Origin of the sequence: Streptomyces sp. CB02923 (assembly GCF_001905005.1) — a bacterium.
Taxonomy (GTDB): Bacteria; Actinomycetota; Actinomycetes; order Streptomycetales; family Streptomycetaceae; genus Streptomyces.
In genome coordinates this window covers 55,992-77,687 of the sequence record NZ_LWKZ01000007.1, presented here as the reverse complement: position 1 = coordinate 77,687, position 21,696 = coordinate 55,992, and the positions used below count along the sequence as shown (strand labels likewise).

Genomic DNA, 21,696 nt, shown 5'->3' with positions numbered 1-21,696 from the left:
GAGGAAAGTTTTTTTGGCTGGGTACATAGAAGACCGCTGGATCAAGAAAAAGAAGGACCCTGTCACCGGTAAGAGGGAGCGCGCCAGCCGTTACGGCAAGGGATCCCGCTACAGGGTCTCGGGGATTCCGGGAGTGCGGGACAGGTCGTTCGAAACGCTGGAGGACGCGAAGGCGTGGCTTCGGCGGTCCAGTACCGATCAAGAGCGAGGGGATTTCGTCGACCCCCGTGATGGATCGATTTTTCTTGAGGACTACGTACAGCGCTTCTGGTTCCCCGATATGACCGGCTCCGTCAAGACCCGGCAGAACCAGAGCAGGAAGGTGCTGCTCCATGTCCTTCCATACCTGGGCCAAGTCCCGCTGAGGGACGTAAGCGCTGCACGACTTCGTGCCTACATCTCGGATCTGGAGAAAACCTGCTCGCCGCAGTACGCACGAGCAATCCTCGGAGCTCTGTCCAACATCTTCGAGACGGCCATAGATGACAAGCGGTTGACTCGCAATCCCATGCGGGCAAAGTCGGTTCGGTGGCCCAAGGGTGACGATGTAAGGCATGAAGCGTGGCCTCTGGTTACGGCTCGCCAGATGCGGGACAGCATAAATGGCCGCTACCGGATAACGGTAGTCCTGGGTGTGGGATGTGGTCTGCGGCAAGGAGAAGCATTCGGGCTGAGCCCAGATGACATCGACTATGAAAAGGGCGTCCTCTATGTGAGGAGGCAAGTTAAGTCGTTTTGCGGGCGTCTTTACTTCACTCTCCCGAAAGGCGGTAAGACGCGCGTGGCGGATATGCCTGCCTCCGTCGCCCACGAGCTGAGGAAGCATTCCGAGGAGTACCCAGCGGTGGAGGTGGAGCTGCCGTGGGGCGAGCCCGGCAAGCCGACGACGAAGGTCTTGCTGCTGCTCACGACCAGGTTCGGCAACGCCGTCGCGGTGAACACGTACAACACTTATGTGTGGAAACCCGCGTTGGCTCGCATCGGGGTCATCCCGCCGCAGCCGACGGGTGCGAAGCCGTGGCAGTGGAAGGCTGCGCACCGCGACGGCTTCCATGTGCTGAGGCACACCTACGCGTCGGTGGTCCTTGAGGCTGGCGAGTCGGTGGTGACCCTGGCGAGGTGGCTGGGTCACTCCTCCTCGGTTGTCACGCTCCGTAACTATGCTCATTTCATGCCGGAGGCTGGGGGGCGCGGGCGTCGGGCTATCGACGGGCTGCTTGCGGATCCAGCGAACCCTGTGGTTGAAGATTAAAACTCCCCAAATTCTCCCCAGCCTCCTCCCAGGGGGCTCTCGGGTGGAGATGGTGGCCGGGGCAGATTCGATGCGGTTGTACCGATATACTTGCATCGATATAGCCGGACCGAATTGACCGCACGGCGCTGACCTGCGACGACCCCCAGGAAGTAGCCTGATCCGCATGTTGTCCGAAGTCACCGCGACCCGCTACGTCACGCCCTTGCGTGAGGGAGGGTCGCTTCCGGGGATCGTCGAGGCCGACGATTTCGGTACGTACGTCATGAAGTTCACCGGGGCGGGGCAGGGGCGCAAGACCCTGGTCGCCGAGGTCGTCTGCGGGGAGCTGGGGCGTCGGCTCGGGCTGCGGGTGCCGGAGCTGGTGCGGATGCAGCTGGATCCGGTGATCGGGCTGAGCGAGCCCGATCAGGAGGTGCAGGAGCTGCTGAAGGCCAGTGGCGGTCTGAACCTGGGGATGGACTATCTGCCGGGGTCCCTCGGGTTCGATCCGCTCGCGTTCGAGGTGTCCGCGCGTGAGGCGGGCCGGGTCGTGTGGTTCGACGCGCTGATCAACAACGTGGACCGTTCGTGGCGTAACCCCAACCTGCTGGTCTGGCACGGTGAGCTGTGGCTGATCGACCACGGCGCCACGATGATCTGGCAGCACAACTGGCCCACCGCCGAGAAGTCCGCGGTCAAGCCGTACGACGCCTCCGACCACGTGCTGGCCGGGTTCGGGCCGGACGTCGAAGCCGCGGCGGCCGAGTTCGCGCCGCGTGTCACCGAGGAGCTGCTGACCGAGGTCGCCGCCGCGGTGCCGGACGAGTGGCTGGTGGACGAGCCCGGCTTCGACTCCCCGGACGCGCTGCGCCGTGCCTACGTGGGGGCACTGCTGAGCCGCGCGGCGGTGATCGGCGACCAGATCACCGTCGGAGAGCCCACGAAGGACGGCCCCTCCCGGGTGCCGGGCTGGCTGGCGACCGAGTTGCCGCGGAGGGCAGTGAAGTGAGCGGCCTGCACAACGGGCGTGACGTGTTCGAGTACGCCCTGCTCAAGGTCGTACCGCGGGTCGAACGCGGAGAAATGATCAACGCGGGGGTGGTCGTGTACTGCCGCGCCCGGCACTTCGTCGAGGCGCGTACGTACCTGGACGAGGACCGGTTGCGCGCGCTCGACACGGCGGCCGACGTCGAGGGCGTCAAGGCGGCGCTGCGTGCCGTCGAGGGGATCTGCGTAGGAGGTGAACGGGCCGGGCAGGCTGCGGGCGACGACGCCGGGCGGCGCTTCCGGTGGCTGATCGCGCCGCGCAGTACCGTCGTCCAGCCCGGCCCGGTGCACACCGGGCTGACCGTGGACCCGTCCATCGAGGCGGGGCGGCTGCTCGACCTGCTGGTGAAGTGAACGGGACGGCCGCCGTCCCGTGGTGGGTCCGGCGGCCGTCCTGAAGTGCGAGGGCGTGCCGGGGAGGCGTTGACAGGGGGTGGCCGGGCTTCTAGCGTCAGCCCTGCTGAAGCTACTAAGCGGTTGCTCACCTGCGGTTGCGGTGCGGCGGACCGCTCGTCGAGGTTTCGAGGGTGAGGAGAACCCTGCATGTCCACCACCGAGCAGCGCGTAGCCATCGTGACGGGCGCGGCCCGCGGCATCGGCGCGGCCACCGCCGTGCGCCTGGCCGCCGAGGGCCGCGCCGTCGCCGTCCTCGACCTGGACGAGGCGGCCTGCAAGGACACCGTCGAGAAGATCACCGCGGCCGGCGGCAGGGCGCTGGCCGTGGGCTGTGACGTCTCGGACGCGGAGCAGGTGGAGGCGGCGGTCGCGCGGGTCGCCGCGGAGCTGGGCGCGCCGACCGTGCTCGTCAACAACGCGGGCGTGCTCCGGGACAACCTGCTGTTCAAGATGAGCGACAACGACTGGGACACCGTCATGAACGTGCACCTGCGGGGCGCGTTCCTGATGTCGCGTGCCTGTCAGAAGCACATGGTCGACGCTAAGTTCGGCCGGATCGTCAACCTCTCCTCCAGCTCGGCGCTCGGCAACCGCGGGCAGGTCAACTACTCGGCCGCCAAGGCCGGTCTGCAGGGCTTCACCAAGACCCTCGCCATCGAACTCGGCAAGTTCGGCGTCACCGCCAACGCCGTCGCTCCCGGGTTCATCGCCACCGACATGACCGCCGCCACCGCCGAGCGCGTCGGCATGGGTTTCGAGGACTTCCAGGCCGCGGCCGCCACCCAGATCCCGGTGCAGCGCGTCGGCCGGCCCGAGGACATCGCCAACGCCATCGCCTTCTTCACGGGCGAGGCGGCCGGTTTTGTCTCCGGCCAGGTCATGTACGTGGCCGGCGGCCCGCTCAACTGACTACGGGAGCACAGCACATGACCGCACAGGACAACCGGCCGCCCGCGCTCTCCGGCAAGGCGGCGCTGGTCACCGGCGCCAGCCGGGGCATCGGGTACGGCATCGCGCAGGCGCTCGTGGCCCGCGGCGACAAAGTCTGCATCACCGGGCGGAACGAGGACGCCCTCAAGGAGGCCGTCGAGACGCTGGGCGCCGACCGCGTCATCGGTGTCGCGGGCAAGGCCCACGACGAGGCCCACCAGGGTGTTGCCGTCGAGCGCGCCATGGAGGCGTTCGGCCGCGTCGACTACCTCGTCAACAACGCCGGTACGAACCCGGTCTTCGGTCCGATCGCGGACCTCGACCTGAACGTGGCCCGCAAGGTGTTCGAGACCAATGTCGTCTCCGCGCTGGGCTTCGCGCAGCGCACCTGGCACGCGTGGCAGAAGGACAACGGCGGCGCCATCGTCAACATCGCCTCCATCGCCGGCGTCTCGGCCTCGCCCTTCATCGGCGCGTACGGCATGAGCAAGGCCGCGATGATCAACCTGACGTTCCAGCTGGCGCACGAGTTCGCGCCGGTGGTACGGGTCAATTCCATCGCCCCCGCGGTGGTCAAGACCAAGTTCGCCGCCGCGCTGTACGAGAACCGCGAGGAGGAGGCCGCCTCGGCGTACCCGATGGGGCGCCTCGGCGTTCCGGAGGACATCGGGGGCGCGGCGGCGTTCCTGCTGTCCGACGCCGCCGGCTGGGTCACGGGCCAGACGCTCCAGGTCGACGGCGGGCTGTTCCTGAACGCGGGCGTCTGAGGACGCAGGCGGAGGCGGAGGCGGAGGTCGTAGGCGGGGCGTAGGTGTAGGCGGACGGGGGAGGGCGCGGGCAGGGGCGCTTGCGCGGGGGTGCGTGCCGGTTCGCGAGCCCGCGCTCGTGCGGTACGCGCCGAGTGCGGGCGCGCGCAACGGCTTGCGTTCGCGTGCACTCCAAGAGGCAGGGTCTGCGGTGCCGGTCCGGATCGGGCCGGCACCGCACCTGTTCCGGGCCCGGGGACGAAGGGCCCGCGACGTACCCGTGGAGGAGACCCACCATGCGTTACCGCACACTCGGCGGCGGCTCGGGGCCCCTGGTCAGCGCCCTGTGCCTGGGGGCCCTGCCGTTCGGCACCAGCGTCGACGAACCGACCTCGTTCGCCATCCTCGACCGCTTCGCCGAGGCGGGCGGCACCTTCGTGGACACCGCCGACAACTACGCCTGTTGGGTGCCGGGCGGCACCGGCGACGAGAGCGAGCTGCTGCTCGGGCGCTGGCTGCGCAGCCGGGGCGCCAGGGACCGTACGGTGCTGGCCACCAAGGTCGGCGCCCGCCCCGATCCGTCCCGCGGGTCCGAGTGGCCCGCCAACCTGGAGGGGCTGGGCGAGAAGGCCGTACGGGACGGGATCGACGGCAGTCTGCGGCGGCTCGGAACCGACCGGGTGGACCTGTACTACGCGCACGTCGAGGACCGGGACGTGCCGCTGGAGGAGACCGTCGGCGCCTTCGCCGGCCTGGTGCAGGACGGCACCGTGGACGTGCTCGGGGTGAGCAACCACGCCACCTGGCGGCTCGCCGAGGCCCGCAGCATCGCCGCCGCGCAGGGCCTGCCCGGCTTCCGCGCCGTACAGCAGCGGCACACCTACCTCCGGCCCCGGTACGGCGCGGAGTCCGGCCTCCAGCGGGAGACCGACGAGGAACTCCTCGACTACGCGGCCGCCCACGACGAGGACCTGACGCTGCTCGGCTACTCGACGCTGATGCACGGTGCGTACGCGCGGCCGGAGCGGCCGCTGCCCGAACGGTACGACCACCCCGGGTCGGTGGCCCGGCTGCGGGTCGTCCGCGAGGTCGCGGCGGAGGCCGGGGCGACCGTGAACCAGGTGGTGCTGTCCTGGCTGATGGGCGGCCGGGTGCCGGTCGTACCCGTCCTCGGTGTGAGTTCGGTGACACAGCTGGACGAGTGCCTGGCGGCGCTGGACCTGCAACTGGACGCGGTGCAGCGGGCGCGGCTCGACACGGCGTGAGCGGGCGGGGGCCGGTCGGCGCGCGGGGGTGCGGGCGTTGTCAGTGGGCGCCGGTAAGTTCGTTGCCGAGAACGGATCGCACACCGGAGGTTGTTCAGTGATGACCGACATGCTGCCCGAGTCCTGGCGCGGCGTCCTCGGCGAGGAGCTGGAGAAGCCCTACTTCAAGGAGCTCACCGAGTTCGTCGAGCAGGAGCGGGCCGGGGGACCGGTCTACCCGCCCCGGGAGGAGGTCTTCTCGGCCCTCGACGCCACACCGTACGACCAGGTCAAGGTGCTGGTCCTGGGGCAGGACCCGTACCACGGCGAGGGGCAGGGGCACGGACTGTGCTTCTCCGTGCGCCCCGGCGTCAGGACGCCGCCGTCGCTGCGCAACATCTACAAGGAGATGAAGGAGGAGCTGGGCCACCCGGTTCCGGACAACGGGTATTTGATGCCCTGGGCCCGCCAGGGCGTGCTGCTGCTGAACGCCGTGCTGACGGTGCGTGCGGGCGAGGCCAACTCCCACAAGGGCAAGGGCTGGGAGAAGTTCACCGACGCGGTGATCAAGGCGGTCGTCTCCCGGCCGGACCCGGCGGTGTTCGTGCTCTGGGGCAACTACGCGAAGAAGAAGCTGCCGCTCATCGACACCGGGCGGCACGCGGTCGTGGAGGGTGCGCACCCCTCCCCGCTGTCCGCGAAGAAGTTCTTCGGGTCGCAGCCCTTCACCCGGATAAACGAGGCCATCGCCGCGCAGGGCCACACCCCGATCGACTGGCGCATCCCCGACCTGGGCTGAGCCGGGGAGCCGCGGCGTGCCGCGCACACCGCGCGGTACGGCCGGGCGCCGGTTAGCGTCGGTGCAGGCAGGCCGTACAGGGCGGCGGACGAGCGCGGGAGTGTGCGGCCGTGGACGATCAGCGTGCGAAGGCGGACGGCGACGTCGTCCTGACCCGCATCGGGCAGGCGGTCATGCTGCACCGGGGCGGCGACCGGGAAGAGGCCCGCAACCGCCTCTCGCAGCTGTGGGCCGAGGTCGGGCCGGACGGTGACCCGTTCCAGCGCTGCACGCTCGCGCACTACCTCGCCGACACGCAGGACGACCCGGCCGACGAACTGGACTGGGACCTCACCGCGCTCGAAACGGCGCGGGAGGCGGAGGCCGCCCGGCCGGTGGCACGGGACCGGGACCGGGAGCGGCGGCCGTCGGCGCGCCGCTCCGCCCCGGCGGTGGCGGCGCTGCTGCCGGCCCTCCATTTGAGTCTCGCCGCCGACTACGCCGCCCTCCACCGGCCCGCCGAGGCCCGCTCCCAGCTCGACCGGGCACGGGAGACGGCGGCGGCGCTGGCCGACGACGAGTACGGCCGGGGCGTACGACAGGCGATCGAACGGCTGGGGGGCCGGGTCGCCGGGGCCGGGGGCGGAGCTGAAGGGGGCAGCGGAGGGCGGTAGGGGTGGTGTGGGCGAGTCGGGGGGCGGCGGTGGCCGGGTGGTGCCGGTCGCCGGGGTGGTGCTGGTGGTCCGGGGAGTAGCGGTGGTCCTGGGGGTGCTGGTGGTCCGGGGTGGGCGGGGCGTCAGTCGCCGTAGACGTGGCGGCAGAGGGTGTCGGCGCTGTCGTCGTCCTGCCAGCGCCCGTATTCGCGTGCCAGCTTGCAGAGACCGGGGGCCGGGGCGGCCGGGCGGCGGTCCTTGGTGCGCTGCCAGGGGGGTCCGTACCGGCGGGCTCCGGAGGCCCCGGGCTCGCCCCGTACGCCCCGGCCCGCGCCCTTTCCCTTCTTCTTGCCCGTGGCCGCGGGCTCCGGTCCCTGTGGCCGCACCTGCCGAGCCCCGGATGCGGGGGGCCGGGCGGGTGCCGGCCGCTGCGCGGCGGCTCCGGACGGTGTCGTCGGCCGCCCGCGTACCGGAGGGCGGCTGACCTCCGGGCCGAAGGGTTCCACGGAGGGGGCGGGGAGCGCGGGGCGCGGCTGGAGGCTCTCGGGAGCCGGACGGTGGACGACGGTGACACAGCCGGTGGTGACGACGGCCGTCGTCACCGCGAGGACCGCCGCTGCGGGAATACGGAACACCGGCCAACTCTGCCGACTGCATCGGCCCTTGTGAAGGCCCCGCAGGGGTGAACGATCCGGGCGGCGTTGACCCCGTTTCCGCTGCTGCGGAGCGTGCCCGCGGGGTGGGGGTATCAGTCGCGGCCGGGCATCCCGCCGAGCAATTACCGGAAGCCGGTACGGAGTTCCCGGCGGCGCGGCGCCGTCGCGGGGAACGGCCCGGCGCCGGGCCGGGCCGGCCCGCTTGGCCGCGTGACCGCCGGGCCGGACCGTTCCGCTTGCCGCGTGACCGCCGAGCAGGGTGGCATCCGGTCGGCACGTATGCTTCCGGGGCGTCGGGCATACCACCGGCGCGCGCCCGGCGCGATGACCGTACGGCTTCGGGGCGGGCGGCATCATCGGCACACCCGGCGCGCCGGTCCGCGCAGGCGGCCCGGGGCGGCGGAGCACCCCAGGGAGTACGCGTGAAGGTCGGCTGCATCGGACTCGGCGACATCGCACAGAAGGCGTATCTGCCGGTGCTCGGCGCGCGGCCCGATGTCGAGCTGCACCTCCAGACCCGTACCCCGGCCACCCTGGAACGCGTCGCCGGAACGTATCGCCTGCCCGCCGGCCAGTGCCACACCGACCTGGACGGCCTGCTCGCCGCCGGCCTGGACGCGGCGTTCGTGCACGCGCCCACCACCGCGCACCCGGAGATCGTCACCCGCCTCGTCGAGGCCGGGGTGCCGACCTACGTCGACAAGCCGATCGCCTACGAGCTGGCCGAGACGGAACGCATCGTGCGGCTCGCCGAGGAGCGCGGCGTCAGCCTGGCGGTCGGCTTCAACCGCCGTTTCGCGCCGGGTTACGCGCAGTGCCTGGAGCACCCCCGCGACCTGATCCTGATGCAGAAGAACCGGGTCGGGCTCCCGGAGGACCCGCGTTCGCTGGTCCTGGACGACTTCATCCACGTCGTCGACACGCTGCGCTACCTGGCGCCCGGCACCGTCGACCACGTGGACGTACGGGCGAAGGTCCGGGACGGCCTGATGCACCATGTGGTGCTGCACCTGTCCGGTGACGGCTTCAGCGCCATCGGCAGCATGAACCGCCTCAGCGGTTCCGCGGAGGAGATCCTCGACGTGTCCGGACAGGACACCAAGCGCCAGGTCGTCAACCTCGCCGAGGTCATCGACCACAAGGGGCAGCCGAGCGTGCGGCGGCGCGGCGACTGGGTGCCGGTGGCCCGGCAGCGCGGCATCGAGCAGATCGTGCTCGCCTTCCTGGACGACGTGCGGGCGGCGAGGTTCGTCTCGGCCGAGGACGCGCTGCGCACGCACGAGCTGTGCGAGCGGGTGGTCCGCGAGGCGCTGGCGCAGGGGGCTTGAGGCCGCGCGCGTGAGGCCGGGCGTCTGAGGCCGTGCACCTGAGGCCGTGCACCTGAGGCCGCGCCCCGAGGGATGCCCTGGGGTGTCGTCGCCCTTTCCCCTTCCACCTCTCCAATTCTGTACTGATCGATCCAGAGGTGCTACGGTTCCGTTCGTATTCAGTACCGATCGATACGGAACTTTGTGGAGGGCAGTCACATGGGGCAGCTTGAAGGCAGGACCGCGGTCGTCACCGGCGGCAGCGCCGGGATCGGCCTGGCCGCCGCCGTACGGCTGGCGGCCGAGGGCGCCCACGTGTTCGTCACCGGGCGGCGCAAGGAAGGGCTGGAAGCGGCCGTGCAGGCCATCGGCCCGTCGAAGGCCACCGCGGTGGTGGGCGACATCGCGGACCCGGCCGACCTGGACCGGCTGTACGACGCGGTCCGCGCCCGTGGCCGGGGTCTGGACGTGGTCTTCGCGAACGCGGGGATCGCCTCGTTCGCGACGCTGGAGCAGACCACCGAGGAGCACTTCGACCGGACCTTCGATATCAACGTGCGGGGCACGCTGTTCACCGTGCAGAAGGCGCTGCCGCTGCTCAACGACGGCGCCTCGGTGATCCTGAACTCCTCGGTGCGCGCCGATGACGGCGTCGAGGAGTTCGGCGCGTACGCGGCCTCCAAGGCGGCGATCCGGTCCTTCGCCCGGACCTGGGCCAACGAACTCAAGGACCGGAACATCCGGGTCAACGCGATATCCCCGGGCACCATCGACACTTCCGGACTCGACGGCGTGGTGGGCGCGGAGGAGGCGCCCGCCATCAAGGCGCAATTCGCCGCGAAGGTCCCGCTCGGCCGGATCGGGCAGCCGGACGAGGTCGCCGACGCGGTGGCTTTCCTCGCGTCGGGGCAGAGCAGCTTCATCCTCGGCGCCAACCTGTACATCGACGGCGGCGAGAACCAGGTCTGACCCGCGGACGGCACACGCCGCGCGCTCAGTGGTCGCGCCCCGGGCTCCGCACGCCCCGGCGTGACCGCAGCGCCCGCGCTCCCGTCACCACCGCGTACGCGCCGAGCGCCGCCATCGCGCCGTACAGCGCCCAGTCGCCGAGGCGCACGTACGGGCTGGTGCCCTCGGCCAGCGGGACGTCGTACACGGCCGCCGCGCCGCGCTCGGTGCCGAGCCGGCCGCCCACCGGCTCGCCCCGGGGCCCGTACACCGCGCTGACCCCGGTCAGCGTGGCGTGCGTCATCGGCCGCCAGGTCTCGGCGGCGCGCAGCGCGGCCAGCGAGGCGTGCTGCGCGGGCGCCCAGCTGTCCTGGAAGGTCGAGGTGGAGGACTGGGCGACCAGCAGCTGCGCGCCGTCGCGCACCAGTTGGCGGCTCATGTCGGGGAACGCCGACTCGAAGCACACCAGCGGCCCCACGCGCAGCCCGCCCGCCGGGCCGACGGGCATCAGCACCTGCCGGGTGCCGCGCATCCGGTTCTGGTCGGCGGCCTTGCCGACGTGTGTCGCCCAGCCCAGTACGGAGCGGAGCGGGATGTACTCGCCGAAGGGGACCAGCCGCATCTTGTCGTAGCGGTGGCCGGTCGCGCCGTGCGGGCCGACCAGTACGGAACTCTTGTAGATGCCGGGCTGCCCGGCGTGCCGCCCGTCGACGTTCACCAGGAGGTCGGCGCCGACGTCCCGGGAGAGCGCCGCGAGCCGGGCCGCCGTCGCCGGACTCCGGGTCAGATCGCGGCTGACGCTGCTCTCGCCCCAGACCACCAGCCGGACGCCGCGCCCCGCCAGCGAGCGGGTCAGCGCCTCGCCGCGCGCTATCCGTGCTGGGGCGCCCACGACTTCGCCCGGCTGGACGACGCCGATACGGACCGAGCCCGCCGCCCGCGGCACCGGAGCCCACAGCCAGACCGCCGTGCCGCCGACCGCGCAGACCACGAGGCCCGCGGCTGCCGGGACACGCGCCCGCGGCAGCGCGACGAGCACGGCGAGCGTGGTGTTCACCGCCACGATGAGCAGGCTCAGCAGCCACACCCCGCCGACGGAGGCGAGTCGCAGGGCGGGGGGCACCTGCCATTGGCTGGCACCCAGCAGCCCCCAGGGCCCGCCCAAGTACTCCCAGGATCTGACCAGTTCGACCATCAGCCAGCAGGACGGCACGAGCACGAGGGACGCCGCGCACCGCCGCGCACCCGGCGTCCCGTGCAGCAGAGCCCGTACGAGCAGGCCCCAGGGCGCCCACAACAGGCCGAGCAGCGCCGCCAGCACGAGGATGAAGACGTGCAAACTCGGCAGCAGCCAGTGGTGGACCGCCAGTATGAAGCCGGCGCCGCCGAGCCAGCCGTCCAGCGCCGCCCGGCGGTTCGTGCGGGCGGAGCGCGCCAGCAGGATCCACGGGACGAGGGCGACGTAGGCCAGCCACCACACGGCGGGCGCCGGGAACGCCAGCGCGGGCAGCGCTCCGGCCGCGACCGCGGCGGCGCCGCGTCCCCAGGGTGACGCGAGCCCCTTCTCCCACCAGCCGGCCGACTCCCGCATGCCGCTCCCTCCATCGGATCGCCGCACCCAGTGTGCGCGCGTCGGCCGATCATGGACCGAAGGCGGATACGCCCTGTCAGGTACTCGTCGGGAGCAGCTGGCGCCACTTCTCGTGGACGACGACCTCGCTCAGCCGCCAGCCGCCCGCGGCGCGGCGGGCGGTGAAGAGGTAGCGGCCCGCGCAGGTGTAGTTCGGGGCGGCCGAGGTGCCCGCGGCCTCGCCGGGCGGCGCGTCGTGCGGGCCCACGAGGTGCATCGGGTTGAGGTAGTCCGCCTGCACGGTGGCCGTGTCGCCGGGCGCGCCGCCGTCGCGCAGCTGGATGCCGATCCGCCGGTTGACGATCAGGTGCTGGCGCACCGGGAAGCGCCGCAGCACCTCGGCGAGCCAGTCCGCGACGTCGGTGACACCGCCCGCGATGCCGCCCGCCGAGCGGTAGTCGGCGCGCCCCTCGGGGACGAACAGGGCCCGGTAGGCGGCCCAGTCGCCGTCGTCCACGGCAATCGCGTAGCCGGTGACCAGGTCGTCGATGGCGAGGCGGTCCATGACAGTGGTGTGTTCCACGCGCTGGGTCATCGCCTCAGTGTTCGGCATGGACGCGGCCCCGCCAAGGGCCGGAACGCATCGGCGGTACGGCCGGGAGCCTGCCGGGCGGCGGGGCGCGGGGGGCGCACGACCGCAGGCCCCCGCCGTGGACGGGGACCTGCGCGGGTGCGGCTGCCGGTCAGCGTGCCGAGGCCGGTTCCGCCGCCTCGCGCGCCGCCCGTTCGGCGGAGGTCTCCGCCTGCTCGAACTGGGTGCGGTACAGCTCCTCGTAACGCCCGCCCGCCGCGAGCAGCACGTCGTGGGTGCCGCGCTCCACGATCCGTCCGTCCTCGACCACCAGGATCAGGTCGGCGGCCCGTACGGTCGACAGGCGATGGGCGATGACCAGGGACGTACGCCCTTCCAGGGCCTCGGCCAGGGCCTCCTGCACCGCGGCCTCGGAGGTGTTGTCCAGGTGGGCGGTCGCCTCGTCGAGGATCACCACGTGCGGCCGGGCCAGCAGCAGGCGGGCGATGGTCAGCCGCTGCCGTTCACCGCCGGAGAGCCGGTAGCCGCGCTCACCGACCACGGTGTCCAGACCGTCGGGCAGCGAGGCGATCAGGCCGTCCAGGCGGGAGCGGCGCAGCGCGTCCCACAGGTCCTCCTCCGCCGCCTCGGGCCTGGCCAGCCGCAGGTTCTCGCGGATCGTGTCGTGGAAGAGGTGCCCGTCCTGGGTCACCATGCCGAGCGTGTCGCGGATCGAGTCGGCCGTCAGGTCGCGTACGTCGACGCCGGCGAGCCGTACCGCACCGGTGTCCGCGTCGTACAGCCGCGGCAGCAGCTGCGCGATCGTCGACTTGCCGGCACCCGAGGAGCCGACCAGGGCGACCATCTGGCCCGGTTCCGCGCGAAAGGAGATGTCGTGCAGTACCTCGGTGCCGCCCCGGGTGTCCAGGGTCGCGACCTCTTCGAGGGAGGCCAGGGAGACCTTGTCGGCGGACGGGTAGCCGAAGTGCACGGAGTCGAACTCCACCGAGACCGGCCCGTCGGGCACCGCGCGGGCGTCCGGCTTCTGCTCGATCAGCGGCTTCAGGTCCAGCAACTCGAAGACCCGCTCGAAGCTGACCAGTGCGCTCATCACCTCGGTGTGCGCGCCGGACAGGGCCGTCAGCGGCGCGTACAGGCGGGTCAGCAGCAGGGCCAGCGAGACGATCGAGCCCGCTTCGAGGTGGCCGCGCAGCGCCAGGAAGCCGCCGAGGCCGTAGACGACGGCCAGCGCGAGGGCGGAGACCAGGGTGAGCGCGGTGACGAAGTACGTCTGGACCATGGCGGTCCGGACTCCGATCTCCCGCACCCGCCGGGCCCGCGCGGCGAATTCGGCGGACTCCCGGGCCGGGCGGCCGAACAGCTTGACGAGGGTGGCGCCCGGCGCGGAGAACCGCTCGGTCATCTGGGTGCCCATGGTGGCGTTGTGGTCGGCGGCCTCCCGGCGCAGCCCGGCCAGCCGGCGGCCGACGCGGCGCGCGGGCAGGACGAACACCGGCAGCAGGACCAGGGCGATCAGCGTGATCTGCCACGACAGGCTCAGCATCACCACGAGTGTCAGCAGCAGCGTCACGATGTTGCCGACCACGCTGGACAGCGTGTTGCTGAACGCCCACTGCGCGCCGATCACATCGTTGTTCAGGCGGCTGACCAGGGCGCCGGTCCGCGTACGGGTGAAGAAGGCGACCGGCATCCGCTGTACGTGGTCGTAGACGGTGGTCCGCAGGTCGAGGATCAGCCCCTCGCCCAGGCTCGCCGACAGCCAGCGGGTCAGCAGGCCGAGCCCCGCCTCCGCCACCGCGATGGCGGCGATCAGCCCGGCGAGGCCGAGGACGGTACCGGCCGCCCCGCCCTCGTCGATGGCGTCGACCACCCGGCCCGCGAGCAGCGGGGTGGCCACCGCGAGCACGGCGGTCACCGTGCTGAGCACCAGGAACCAGGCCATCATGCGGCGGTGCGGCCGGGCGAAGGCGACGATGCGCCGCAGGGTGGTGCGGGAGAACGGGCGCTTGTCCTGCTGTGCGTTCAGGGCGCTGTGCAGCGAGTGCCAGGCGGTGACTTCCATGTCCATCGCGGTCCTCCAGGGCGGCGTGGTCGGCACGGGATCGATCGCGGGCCGTGGTGACCGGCGACGAGTCCTGAAGCTATGACCTCAACCAATGTTGAGGTCAAGGCGATCTCCCGTCGGCGCGCCGGGCTCGTCAACGTATGAACATGTCTTCATGTATTGCCGGAGTTACGATGAGGCATATGCGACTCGGAGCCGACGACAGGATCACCCCGGCAAAACCTCTCGACGCGGCTGCCGCCACGACCATCGCCGCCACCCTCCAGGCGCTGGCCACCCCATCACGACTGATGATCCTCACCCGCCTCCGTCAGGGCCCCAGCCCGGTGGGCGAACTCGCCGAGGCGGTCGGCATGGCGCAGTCCGCCGTCTCCCACCAGCTGCGGCTGCTCCGGGCGCTCGGCCTGGTCACCGGGTCCCGGCAGGGCCGCCGTATCGTCTACAGCCTGTACGACGCGCACGTCGCGCAGCTCCTCGACGAAGCCGTTCACCACATCGAACACCTGCGATGAAGGCGCCTCCCGGCCGTTGACCCGCCGGAGCCGGAGCCGGAGCCGGAGCCGGAGCCGCGAGTCGGAGCCGCCGGAGTCGGATCACGCCCCGCGTGCGCGCCCGCGCTCACCCCGCGCCGTGCGCCGCCAGCCGCTCCCGTACGTCCTCCGCCGAGAGGTACACATCGGTCCGCTCGAAGTCGCGCAGCGTCGCGGGTTTCTCGGCCTGGAAGCCGGTCCGTACGAAGTCGTCGCCCGCGGTGGCGTTGATCAGCCAGTTCGCCACGGTACGGAACCTGGCGACGCCGGTGCGCAGCGCCATCAGGTGGTAGCCGCGCGCCGCCACCTGCGCGGGCAGCCCGGTCAGTTCGTACCCCAGCGGCTTGGACACCGCGTCGATGCCGCCGAGGTCCACGACCAGGCCGAGGTCCTTGTGCCGGTACGGCGAGCGCGGCGCCCCGCGCAGCCCGGCGATGATGTTGCGCGCGGCGTGCTTGCCCTGCCGCTGGGCGTGCTGCGCGGTGGGCGGGCAGACCGCGCCGGCGCCCTTCGTCAGGTCCGGAACGGCGGCGGCGTCACCGCACGCGAACACGTCCGCCATGCCCGGGACCGTCAGATCGGCGTCGACGGCGAGACGGCCCCGCACGGTCTCCGCCCCGAGGGTACCGATGAGCGGACTGGCCGCCACGCCCGCCGTCCAGATCAGCGTCCGGCACGGCAGCACCCGCCCGTCCGTGAACTGCACGCGGTCCTCGGTCACTTCGGCGACCGAGACGCCGAGCGACACCTCCGTGCCGCGCTGCCGCATCAGCTCCAGCGCCTTCTGCCCGAGCCGGTCGCCCAGTTCGGGCATCAGCTTCGGCGCGATGTCGATGAGGTGCCACTTGATCTGGGTGGGGTCCAGGCGCGGGTAGCGCCGGGCCGCCGCGTTGGTGAGCCGCTGGAGGTAGGCGACCGTCTCCGTGCCCGCGTACCCGCCGCCGACGACGACGAACTGCAGGCGCGCGGCCCGCTCTTCCGGGTCCGTCGAGGCCGCGGCGATGTCGAGCTGGGAGATGACGTGGTCCCGGATGTACGCGGCCTCGGCGAGCGTCTTCATGCCCCGCGCGTAGTCCGTCAGCCCGGGGATGTCGAACGTGCGGGTGATGCTGCCGGGCGTCAGCACCAGGCGGTCGTAGCGGATGTCGGTGGTCTCGCCCGTGATCAGCCGTACGACGCAGACCTTCGCCGCGGTGTCGATGCCGATCACCCCGCCGGGCACCAGGCGCGTCCGGCGCAGGATGCGCCGCAGGGAGGGCGCGATCGACTGCGGGGTGACCACTCCGGCGGCGACGTGCGGCAGCAGCGGCAGGTACAGCTCGTAGTTGTTGGGCGTGACCAGCACGATCTCGGCCGTCTCGGCGGACAGCCCGTGCTCCAGGCCCCGCGCGCACTCCACCCCGGCGAAGCCGCCGCCCACGATCAGGACTCTGGGTCGTTCCATGACGCGTCCTCGCCTCTGTCGGCAGCTGTGTCGGCTCCCGGCCACGCTGGCACGGGGCGGCGGGGCCCGCCACCGCGCCCGCCGGGTACCTCCTGCGACCGGGTGAGAAACAGGCGCACCGGCCGTCGTGGTGCGTCCGGGCGGTCGCGGCGGGTCCCGGCCCCCGGCCCCGGGCAGCCCCGCGGCGGCTCAGCGGCCGTCGAGGCGGGTGGGCCGCGGGCGGCCGGTGCGGGCGAAGTGCGGCAGGGAGATGCCGCCGCGGTGGGCCGTCTCGCCGGAACCGGGCCGGACGAACAGGGTGACGGTGACGCCCTCGGTGAAGCCGTTACGGCGCATCAGCGCCGCCGACGCCGTGTTGTTCACCTCGACATCGGTCACCACGGACGAGGCGCCGGCCTCCGTCAGCGCGGCACAGCACTCCCGCACCAGCAGTCCGGCCACGCCGCGCCCCTGGAAGTCCGGGTCCACCGCGATCCACTCCAGGTAGCCCCAGTCCTCGCGCTGCTCGAAGGTCATCGAGCCGAGCACGAACCCGGCGAGCCGCTCACCGGCCAGGGCGACCCGGCAGGCGGGAACGGAGGCGTCGAGATGGGTGGCGACGGCGGTCAGCGACCAGCCGGTGTACGGCATGGAGTCGGTGTCGTAGACCCGCGAACCCAGCTCCAGGACGGCGGGGAGGTGTTCGGGCCGCAGGGGGTGCAGGGTGATCTCGGTGTCGTGCGCGGCCGGTGTCGGCATGGCCGGGGCTCCTTCGGGAGGCGGGGCGGGGGCCGGGGCATCGCGGTATCGACACCGGGGCCGGGCCGCGAGTACGAATCCACCCTAAGTGGGGCGATATCGGGCCGCTGATCCGCCCCTGTAGTTTGCGGGGGTGAGCACCGCCGTCGCCGAGATCCTCTCCCTCCTCCTGCTGGTCTGCGTCCTCGTCTTCGCCGTACGGAGGCCGGGGGGCGCCCCCGAGGCGGTGGCGGCCGTACCGGCGGCGGGCCTGCTCGTCCTGGCCGGCGCGGTGTCGCCGGCCGCCGCGTGGGCGCAGGTGCACAAGCTGCTGCCGGTCGTCGGTTTCCTGGCCGCCGTGCTGGTCCTGGCGTACCTCTGTGCGCGGGAGGGGCTGTTCGAGGCGGCGGGTGCCGCGCTGGCGCGGCGCTGCGCGGGACGGCCGCGGCTGCTGCTCGCCGGGGTCTTCGTGCTCGCCGCCGCGGTCACGGCGGTGCTCAGCCTGGACGCGACGGTGGTGCTGCTGACGCCGGTGATCATGGCGACCGCCGCGCACGCCGGCGCGCGCGCCCGACCCCATCTGTACGCCTGCGCCCACCTCTCGAACTCCGCCTCGCTGCTGCTGCCGGTCTCCAACCTCACCAACCTGCTCGCCCTCGGCGCGGCCGGGCTGTCCTTCACGCGGTTCGCGGCCCTGATGGCGCTGCCGTGGGCCGTCGCGGTGCTCTTCGAGTACCTGGTGTTCCGGCGGTTCTTCGGGCGGGAGCTGGCGGCCGGCGGAGGGCACACCGAAGCCGCGGGGGAGCCACGCACGGGCGCGGAGGACGAACGGCGGGCCGCTCTGCCGCTCCCCGTCTTCGCGCTCGTGGTCCTCTCGCTGACGCTCGCCGGATTCGTCGTGACCTCCTTCGCCGGGCTCAATCCGGTCTGGGCGGCACTGGCCGGCGTACTGGTCCTGGGGATACGCGCGCTGGCACGCCGGGAGACCACCGCGACCGGGATCGTGCGGGCGGCCAACCCGCTCTTCTGCCTGTTCGTGCTCGCCCTGGGCGTCGTGGTGGAGGCGGTCGTCGCCAACGGCCTCGGCGGGGCCGTCGACCGGCTGCTGCCCGAAGGCGCCTCGCTGCCCGCGCTCCTCGGAGTGGCCGCGTTCGCCGCCGTCCTCGCCAACGTCATCAACAACCTGCCGGCGGTGCTGGCGCTGCTGCCGGTGGCGGCACACGGCGGCGCCGGGCCCGTACTCGCGGTGCTGATCGGCGTGAACCTCGGCCCGAACCTGACGTACGTGGGCTCGCTGGCCACGCTGCTGTGGCGGCGCATACTCCAGGAGCGCGGCGACGCGCCGGAGCTGGGCACCTTCACCCGGCTCGGCCTGCTGACCGTCCCGGCAGGGCTGGTCCTGTCGACGCTGGCCCTGTGGGGGGCCTTGCAGGTCATCGGGACGTAGCGGCACGGCGGCCGCACTCCGCTACAGCGGCTCCTCCCGGACCACCACCTCGTCGCCGTCCTCGGTGACGGTCAGCCGCACCCCCGCCTGCCCGTTCTCCAGCACGGCCACGGCGTCGACCACCACATCGACGGCCACCACATCGGCAGTCCTCGCATCGGTGGTCCCCGCATCCACGGTTCCCGCATCGTCCGTCGCGCCGGTACGGTCCCGTCCCGGCGTACCCCGTCGTTCGATCAGGCCCGCCAGTGCCGACCGCAGCTCCTCGACCAGGGCATCGCCGCTCGCCTCGCCGACCCGCGCGTCCACCGGGCCCACGAACCGGACCGACGGCCGGGTGCCCAGCTGCGCGGAGGCGGCGCCGGTCTCCTCAAGGACGCGGGCCCGCAGCCCGGCCGGTGTTCCGGTGGGGCCCTGTTGCAGGGCGATGATCGCGGTCCGTATCTCCTGGACCGTCGCGTCGAGTTCGTCGAGGGCCTTGTCGACGCCCTCGCGCACCGCGGGCACGGCCGTTCCGCGGCGCGCGCCCGCCAGCAGCATCCCCGTCGCGAAGAGCCGCTGGATGACGAGGTCGTGCAGGTCGCGGGCTATGCGGTCGCGGTCCTCGTAGACGGCGAGCCGTGCCCGGTCGTGCCGGGTGCCGGTGATCACGAGCGCCAGGGCGCCCTGCGCCGCGAACTGCGCGGCCAGGGTGCGTTCGGCCGGCGTGAAGCGCGGCCCGCCCGACGCGCGGCACAGGGCCAGCGCCCCCATCACGCGTCCGCCGCTGCGCAGCGGCAGCAGCATGGCCGGTCCGTAGTGGCGGGAGAGCGGCGAGACCGAGCGCGGGTCCGCGGCGAAGTCGTCGGAGTGCACGGCGAGACCGGCCCGTATCTGGTGGACGACCGGGCTCTCCGACGGGATCACCCCCTGGTAGGCCTCGTCGCGGGCCGGGTCCGGCAGGACCGTGGAGAGCGCCGCGACCTCCATGCCGCCCGTGGAGTGCGGCAGCAGGACGGCAGCGGTGGCCGCCTCGGCCAGTTCGCGGCCCCGCTCGGCGACGACGGTGAGCGGGTCCTCGGCCGTGGGGCCGTTCGCGGGCCCGGCCAGCAGCGCGGTCGTGACGGAGGCGGCGCCGTCGACCCAGCGGCGGCGCTGCCGCGCGGTGGCGTGCATCCGGGTGTTGCCCAGGGCGATGGCCGCCTTGGTGGCGAGCACCCGCACCAGGTGCAGGTCCCCGGCGTGGAACTCCCCGCCGTCCCGCTTGTCCGCGAGGAAGAGGGTCCCGAACCGCTCGCCGTCGGCCCGGATGGGAACGCCGAGGAAGGAACGTATCGGCGGGTGTCCGGGCGGCAGCGGTCCGCAGGCGCGCGGGTCCCGGGTGACGTCGGCACTGCGGACGGCCTCGGTGCCGTGCAGGAGCGCGCCGAGGATCCTGCTGCGGCTGCCCGGCAGCCGGCCGATCCGGTGGCGGTCCTCCGGGGAGACGCCGTACGTGACGAGGTCGGCCAGCGTGTCGCCGTCCTCGCCGAGGATGCCGACGGCGGCGTACCGGGCGGAGGTCAGGGACGCCGCCGCCTCGGCGACGCGGTGCATCGCCCCGTTCGGGTCGGGCTCGGCGCCGACCGCGACCATCGCTTCGAGGAGCTCCGGGAGCCGGGGGAGGGGGTGGTCCGGACCGCCGGCCGGGCCCATGGGCTCGGTGGGGCCGTGAAGGTGCGGATGGTGCGGCATCGGTCCGGCTCTCGCCCTGTATCTGCTCGGCTCGCCGCCGCGCGCCACACGTTCCAGGCCGTGTGCCGCGGGCGTCGTACGGGATCAGGGAGGACTGCGTGCTGGTCGCGCGCCCCTGATGACTGACTGACAGAAAAGATTCTAGTTCGCCCGAATGGGTGAATTTGCAACTAATTGTCGGAGAGGGAGTGCAGACGCGCTGTAAGGCAAATGTGGGAACGGGATAAACGCTGACCTGAAACAGCTCGGTCTTTCGGCCGACGGGTGAGCCCGGGAGAGGCCGGAACGCACCCTTCCTGCACCACCTGCCACTTCTCCCTGCCCCGCCCCGCCCGGTGGCCGGCCTGCAAGTCCGGCACCACCCGCAGTGATGGCCGTCACACTCGTGCCCCCTGGTGGGCGGGCGTCCACCGCACGGGTCCATGGCATGAGTTTGAGACAACTTCATTGCGTATGTGCCGTCCGGACTGACACTGAGGCCAGCGGGTAAGCCGTAGACACGTAAGGGCGCAGCCGACGACCCGGACCCCGCCGGAGGCTGGCACCGCGCGGATGCCGAACGCCGACGGTGGTCATCCCCGCCCGGGCCGCAACGGGCGAGTCCCCAAACTTCCGTACGTCTCCACCGCCAGCGTGCGGCGGCATCACACGCACAGGCACGGAGGTGGGGACAGGCATGGTGGACCAGGGGTGGAGTTTTGCGAGCCGGGAACACGTGGTGGGCGCGACCACGGTGGTGGAACTGCGTGGAGAAGTGGACATCCTGGCGGTGACCGCGCTGACGGCGCGTCTCGACGAGATCACCGGTGCGCGCTGCCCCGATCTCGTCCTGGACGTGCGGGACGTGACCTTCATCGACTGCTGCGGCATGTCGTTGCTGTGCCGCACCCGGCGCCGGGTCGAGGTCAAGGCGGGCCGCCTGCGCCTGGCCGGTGTCGCCGAGAGCCCGAGCGTGCTGCGGCTGCTGCGGCTGACCGGCCTGCTGCCCGCCTTCGACCTCTGCCTCGATCCGAGTCCCGACGCGATATGCGAGGTTCCCGGCGAGGTGCGGGCCGAGGTCCGTCCGGACGGCGGCCGCCCCTGCCCGCGGGCCGAGGGCGGGGGGCGTCCGGCCGCTCCGGACGCCCCGACGGACACCGCCGTGGCCTGACCTCGCGTCAGGCGGGCAGGGCCGCCTCGATCGCCTGCGTCAGCTCCGCAGCCTCGGGCTCGGTCCGGGGCCGGAACCGGCCCACGACCGCGCCTTCGGTGTCGATGAGGAACTTCTCGAAGTTCCACTGCACGTCACCGGCCTCACCCGCGCCGTCCTCGGTGCGGGTGAGTTCCGCGTACAGGGGGTGCCGGTCCGCGCCGTTGACGTCCGTCTTCTCGAACAGCGGGAAGCTGACCCCGTAGGAGGTCGAGCAGAACGTGGCGATCTCCTCGGCGCTGCCCGGCTCCTGGCCCGCGAACTGGTTGCTGGGGAAGCCGAGGACGGTCAGGCCGCGGTCGCCGTACTGCTGCTGGAGCCGCTCCAGGCCCGAGTACTGCGGCGTCAGGCCGCACTTGGACGCCACGTTGACCACCAGCAGGGCGCGGCCCCGGTAGTCGGCCAGCGAGGCGGGCTCACCGTTCAGGGTGCGCAGGGGGATGTCGTACAGGCTCACGTTCAGGCTCCTCGCTTACGGGACCGCGGTTGC

At 72.3% G+C, this 21,696-nt stretch carries 21 protein-coding genes; 13 read left to right on the top strand and 8 right to left on the bottom strand.

What is annotated here, in order from left to right; all coding sequences use genetic code 11:
• Window positions 1–13: 13 nt before the first annotated feature.
• From A6A06_RS10440 to A6A06_RS10405, 8 genes are all read left to right on the top strand, one after another.
• A complete protein-coding gene (locus tag A6A06_RS10440; RefSeq protein WP_079193927.1) occupies window positions 14–1,252 on the top strand; it encodes a tyrosine-type recombinase/integrase in 1,239 nt (412 codons plus the stop codon).
• Between the two features lie 166 nt (window positions 1,253–1,418).
• Window positions 1,419–2,243, top strand: coding sequence for a HipA family kinase (locus tag A6A06_RS10435; RefSeq protein WP_073760928.1), 825 nt, complete (start codon window positions 1,419–1,421; stop codon window positions 2,241–2,243).
• Window positions 2,240–2,635 (top strand): DUF3037 domain-containing protein, encoded by a 396-nt coding sequence (locus A6A06_RS10430; protein ID WP_073760927.1) that lies wholly within the window; start codon window positions 2,240–2,242, stop codon window positions 2,633–2,635. The genes A6A06_RS10435 and A6A06_RS10430 overlap by 4 nt, the downstream gene beginning before the upstream one ends.
• A gap of 189 nt (window positions 2,636–2,824) precedes the next feature.
• Window positions 2,825–3,586: a 3-oxoacyl-ACP reductase FabG gene (gene fabG / locus A6A06_RS10425; protein ID WP_073760926.1), complete on the top strand. Its 762-nt coding sequence runs from the start codon at window positions 2,825–2,827 to the stop codon at window positions 3,584–3,586.
• Window positions 3,587–3,603: 17 nt separating this feature from the next.
• Entirely contained in the window at window positions 3,604–4,374 is a 771-nt protein-coding gene (locus A6A06_RS10420) for an SDR family oxidoreductase (protein ID WP_073760925.1), read from the top strand.
• A 275-nt stretch (window positions 4,375–4,649) separates the two neighbouring features.
• Window positions 4,650–5,618: an aldo/keto reductase gene (locus A6A06_RS10415; protein WP_073760924.1), complete on the top strand. Its 969-nt coding sequence runs from the start codon at window positions 4,650–4,652 to the stop codon at window positions 5,616–5,618.
• A gap of 100 nt (window positions 5,619–5,718) precedes the next feature.
• On the top strand, window positions 5,719–6,396 hold the full coding sequence (locus A6A06_RS10410) for a uracil-DNA glycosylase (RefSeq protein ID WP_073760923.1): 678 nt from the start codon (window positions 5,719–5,721) through the stop codon (window positions 6,394–6,396).
• A gap of 110 nt (window positions 6,397–6,506) precedes the next feature.
• Window positions 6,507–7,049, top strand: coding sequence for a hypothetical protein (locus A6A06_RS10405; RefSeq protein WP_073760922.1), 543 nt, complete (start codon window positions 6,507–6,509; stop codon window positions 7,047–7,049).
• A gap of 122 nt (window positions 7,050–7,171) precedes the next feature.
• On the opposite strand, the gene A6A06_RS10400 is transcribed toward A6A06_RS10405, so the two are convergent.
• A complete protein-coding gene (locus tag A6A06_RS10400) occupies window positions 7,172–7,663 on the bottom strand; it encodes a hypothetical protein (protein WP_073760921.1) in 492 nt (163 codons plus the stop codon).
• Window positions 7,664–8,106: 443 nt separating this feature from the next.
• Here A6A06_RS10400 and A6A06_RS10395 point away from each other — a divergent pair, with 443 nt between their 5' ends.
• On the top strand, window positions 8,107–9,012 hold the full coding sequence (locus A6A06_RS10395) for a Gfo/Idh/MocA family protein (RefSeq protein ID WP_073760920.1): 906 nt from the start codon (window positions 8,107–8,109) through the stop codon (window positions 9,010–9,012).
• A gap of 198 nt (window positions 9,013–9,210) precedes the next feature.
• Window positions 9,211–9,960: an SDR family NAD(P)-dependent oxidoreductase gene (locus tag A6A06_RS10390; protein WP_073760919.1), complete on the top strand. Its 750-nt coding sequence runs from the start codon at window positions 9,211–9,213 to the stop codon at window positions 9,958–9,960.
• Between the two features lie 25 nt (window positions 9,961–9,985).
• Here the strand turns inward: A6A06_RS10390 and lnt are convergent, their stop codons facing one another.
• From lnt to A6A06_RS10375, 3 genes are all read right to left on the bottom strand, one after another.
• Window positions 9,986–11,530 (bottom strand): apolipoprotein N-acyltransferase, encoded by a 1,545-nt coding sequence (gene lnt, locus A6A06_RS10385; protein WP_073760918.1) that lies wholly within the window; start codon window positions 11,528–11,530, stop codon window positions 9,986–9,988.
• A gap of 76 nt (window positions 11,531–11,606) precedes the next feature.
• Window positions 11,607–12,104, bottom strand: coding sequence for a nuclear transport factor 2 family protein (locus A6A06_RS10380; RefSeq protein ID WP_073760917.1), 498 nt, complete (start codon window positions 12,102–12,104; stop codon window positions 11,607–11,609).
• A 148-nt stretch (window positions 12,105–12,252) separates the two neighbouring features.
• Window positions 12,253–14,169, bottom strand: a complete 1,917-nt coding sequence (locus A6A06_RS10375) for an ABC transporter ATP-binding protein (RefSeq protein WP_073760916.1) — start codon at window positions 14,167–14,169, stop codon at window positions 12,253–12,255.
• A 179-nt stretch (window positions 14,170–14,348) separates the two neighbouring features.
• Between A6A06_RS10375 and A6A06_RS10370 the strand changes: the two genes are divergently transcribed.
• Entirely contained in the window at window positions 14,349–14,678 is a 330-nt protein-coding gene (locus A6A06_RS10370; protein ID WP_073760915.1) for an ArsR/SmtB family transcription factor, read from the top strand.
• 106 nt (window positions 14,679–14,784) lie between these two features.
• Here the strand turns inward: A6A06_RS10370 and A6A06_RS10365 are convergent, their stop codons facing one another.
• Together A6A06_RS10365 and A6A06_RS10360 are read right to left on the bottom strand one after the other, a co-directional pair.
• Window positions 14,785–16,140, bottom strand: a complete 1,356-nt coding sequence (locus tag A6A06_RS10365; protein WP_073760914.1) for an NAD(P)/FAD-dependent oxidoreductase — start codon at window positions 16,138–16,140, stop codon at window positions 14,785–14,787.
• Between the two features lie 189 nt (window positions 16,141–16,329).
• On the bottom strand, window positions 16,330–16,878 hold the full coding sequence (locus A6A06_RS10360; RefSeq protein WP_073760913.1) for a GNAT family N-acetyltransferase: 549 nt from the start codon (window positions 16,876–16,878) through the stop codon (window positions 16,330–16,332).
• A gap of 133 nt (window positions 16,879–17,011) precedes the next feature.
• On the opposite strand from A6A06_RS10360, the gene A6A06_RS10355 reads away from it, so the two are divergent.
• Window positions 17,012–18,304 carry an SLC13 family permease gene (locus tag A6A06_RS10355; protein WP_073760912.1) on the top strand — a complete coding sequence of 431 codons (1,293 nt, stop codon included), beginning with the start codon at window positions 17,012–17,014 and terminating at the stop codon, window positions 18,302–18,304.
• Between the two features lie 21 nt (window positions 18,305–18,325).
• Here the strand turns inward: A6A06_RS10355 and A6A06_RS10350 are convergent, their stop codons facing one another.
• A complete protein-coding gene (locus A6A06_RS10350) occupies window positions 18,326–20,017 on the bottom strand; it encodes a GAF domain-containing protein (RefSeq protein WP_073760911.1) in 1,692 nt (563 codons plus the stop codon).
• 676 nt (window positions 20,018–20,693) lie between these two features.
• On the opposite strand from A6A06_RS10350, the gene A6A06_RS10345 reads away from it, so the two are divergent.
• Window positions 20,694–21,167, top strand: coding sequence for an STAS domain-containing protein (locus tag A6A06_RS10345; RefSeq protein ID WP_079193926.1), 474 nt, complete (start codon window positions 20,694–20,696; stop codon window positions 21,165–21,167).
• A gap of 7 nt (window positions 21,168–21,174) precedes the next feature.
• On the opposite strand, the gene A6A06_RS10340 is transcribed toward A6A06_RS10345, so the two are convergent.
• Window positions 21,175–21,663, bottom strand: a complete 489-nt coding sequence (locus tag A6A06_RS10340; RefSeq protein WP_073760909.1) for a glutathione peroxidase — start codon at window positions 21,661–21,663, stop codon at window positions 21,175–21,177.
• Window positions 21,664–21,696: the final 33 nt, after the last annotated feature.

Excerpts from the sequence above, each read along its gene's own strand:
- A6A06_RS10360 (WP_073760913.1), bottom strand. The coding sequence starts at position 16,878 with ATGCCGACACCGGCCGCGCACGACACCGAGATCACCCTGCACCCCCTG.
- A6A06_RS10420 (WP_073760925.1), top strand. The coding sequence starts at position 3,604 with ATGACCGCACAGGACAACCGGCCGCCCGCGCTCTCCGGCAAGGCGGCG.
- lnt (WP_073760918.1), bottom strand. The coding sequence starts at position 11,530 with ATGCGGGAGTCGGCCGGCTGGTGGGAGAAGGGGCTCGCGTCACCCTGG.
- fabG (WP_073760926.1), top strand. The coding sequence starts at position 2,825 with ATGTCCACCACCGAGCAGCGCGTAGCCATCGTGACGGGCGCGGCCCGC.
- A6A06_RS10435 (WP_073760928.1), top strand. The coding sequence starts at position 1,419 with ATGTTGTCCGAAGTCACCGCGACCCGCTACGTCACGCCCTTGCGTGAG.
- A6A06_RS10415 (WP_073760924.1), top strand. The coding sequence starts at position 4,650 with ATGCGTTACCGCACACTCGGCGGCGGCTCGGGGCCCCTGGTCAGCGCC.
- A6A06_RS10350 (WP_073760911.1), bottom strand. The coding sequence starts at position 20,017 with ATGCCGCACCATCCGCACCTTCACGGCCCCACCGAGCCCATGGGCCCG.
- A6A06_RS10410 (WP_073760923.1), top strand. The coding sequence starts at position 5,719 with ATGACCGACATGCTGCCCGAGTCCTGGCGCGGCGTCCTCGGCGAGGAG.
- A6A06_RS10390 (WP_073760919.1), top strand. The coding sequence starts at position 9,211 with ATGGGGCAGCTTGAAGGCAGGACCGCGGTCGTCACCGGCGGCAGCGCC.
- A6A06_RS10370 (WP_073760915.1), top strand. The coding sequence starts at position 14,349 with ATGCGACTCGGAGCCGACGACAGGATCACCCCGGCAAAACCTCTCGAC.
- A6A06_RS10380 (WP_073760917.1), bottom strand. The coding sequence starts at position 12,104 with ATGACCCAGCGCGTGGAACACACCACTGTCATGGACCGCCTCGCCATC.
- A6A06_RS10345 (WP_079193926.1), top strand. The coding sequence starts at position 20,694 with ATGGTGGACCAGGGGTGGAGTTTTGCGAGCCGGGAACACGTGGTGGGC.
- A6A06_RS10365 (WP_073760914.1), bottom strand. The coding sequence starts at position 16,140 with ATGGAACGACCCAGAGTCCTGATCGTGGGCGGCGGCTTCGCCGGGGTG.
- A6A06_RS10375 (WP_073760916.1), bottom strand. The coding sequence starts at position 14,169 with ATGGACATGGAAGTCACCGCCTGGCACTCGCTGCACAGCGCCCTGAAC.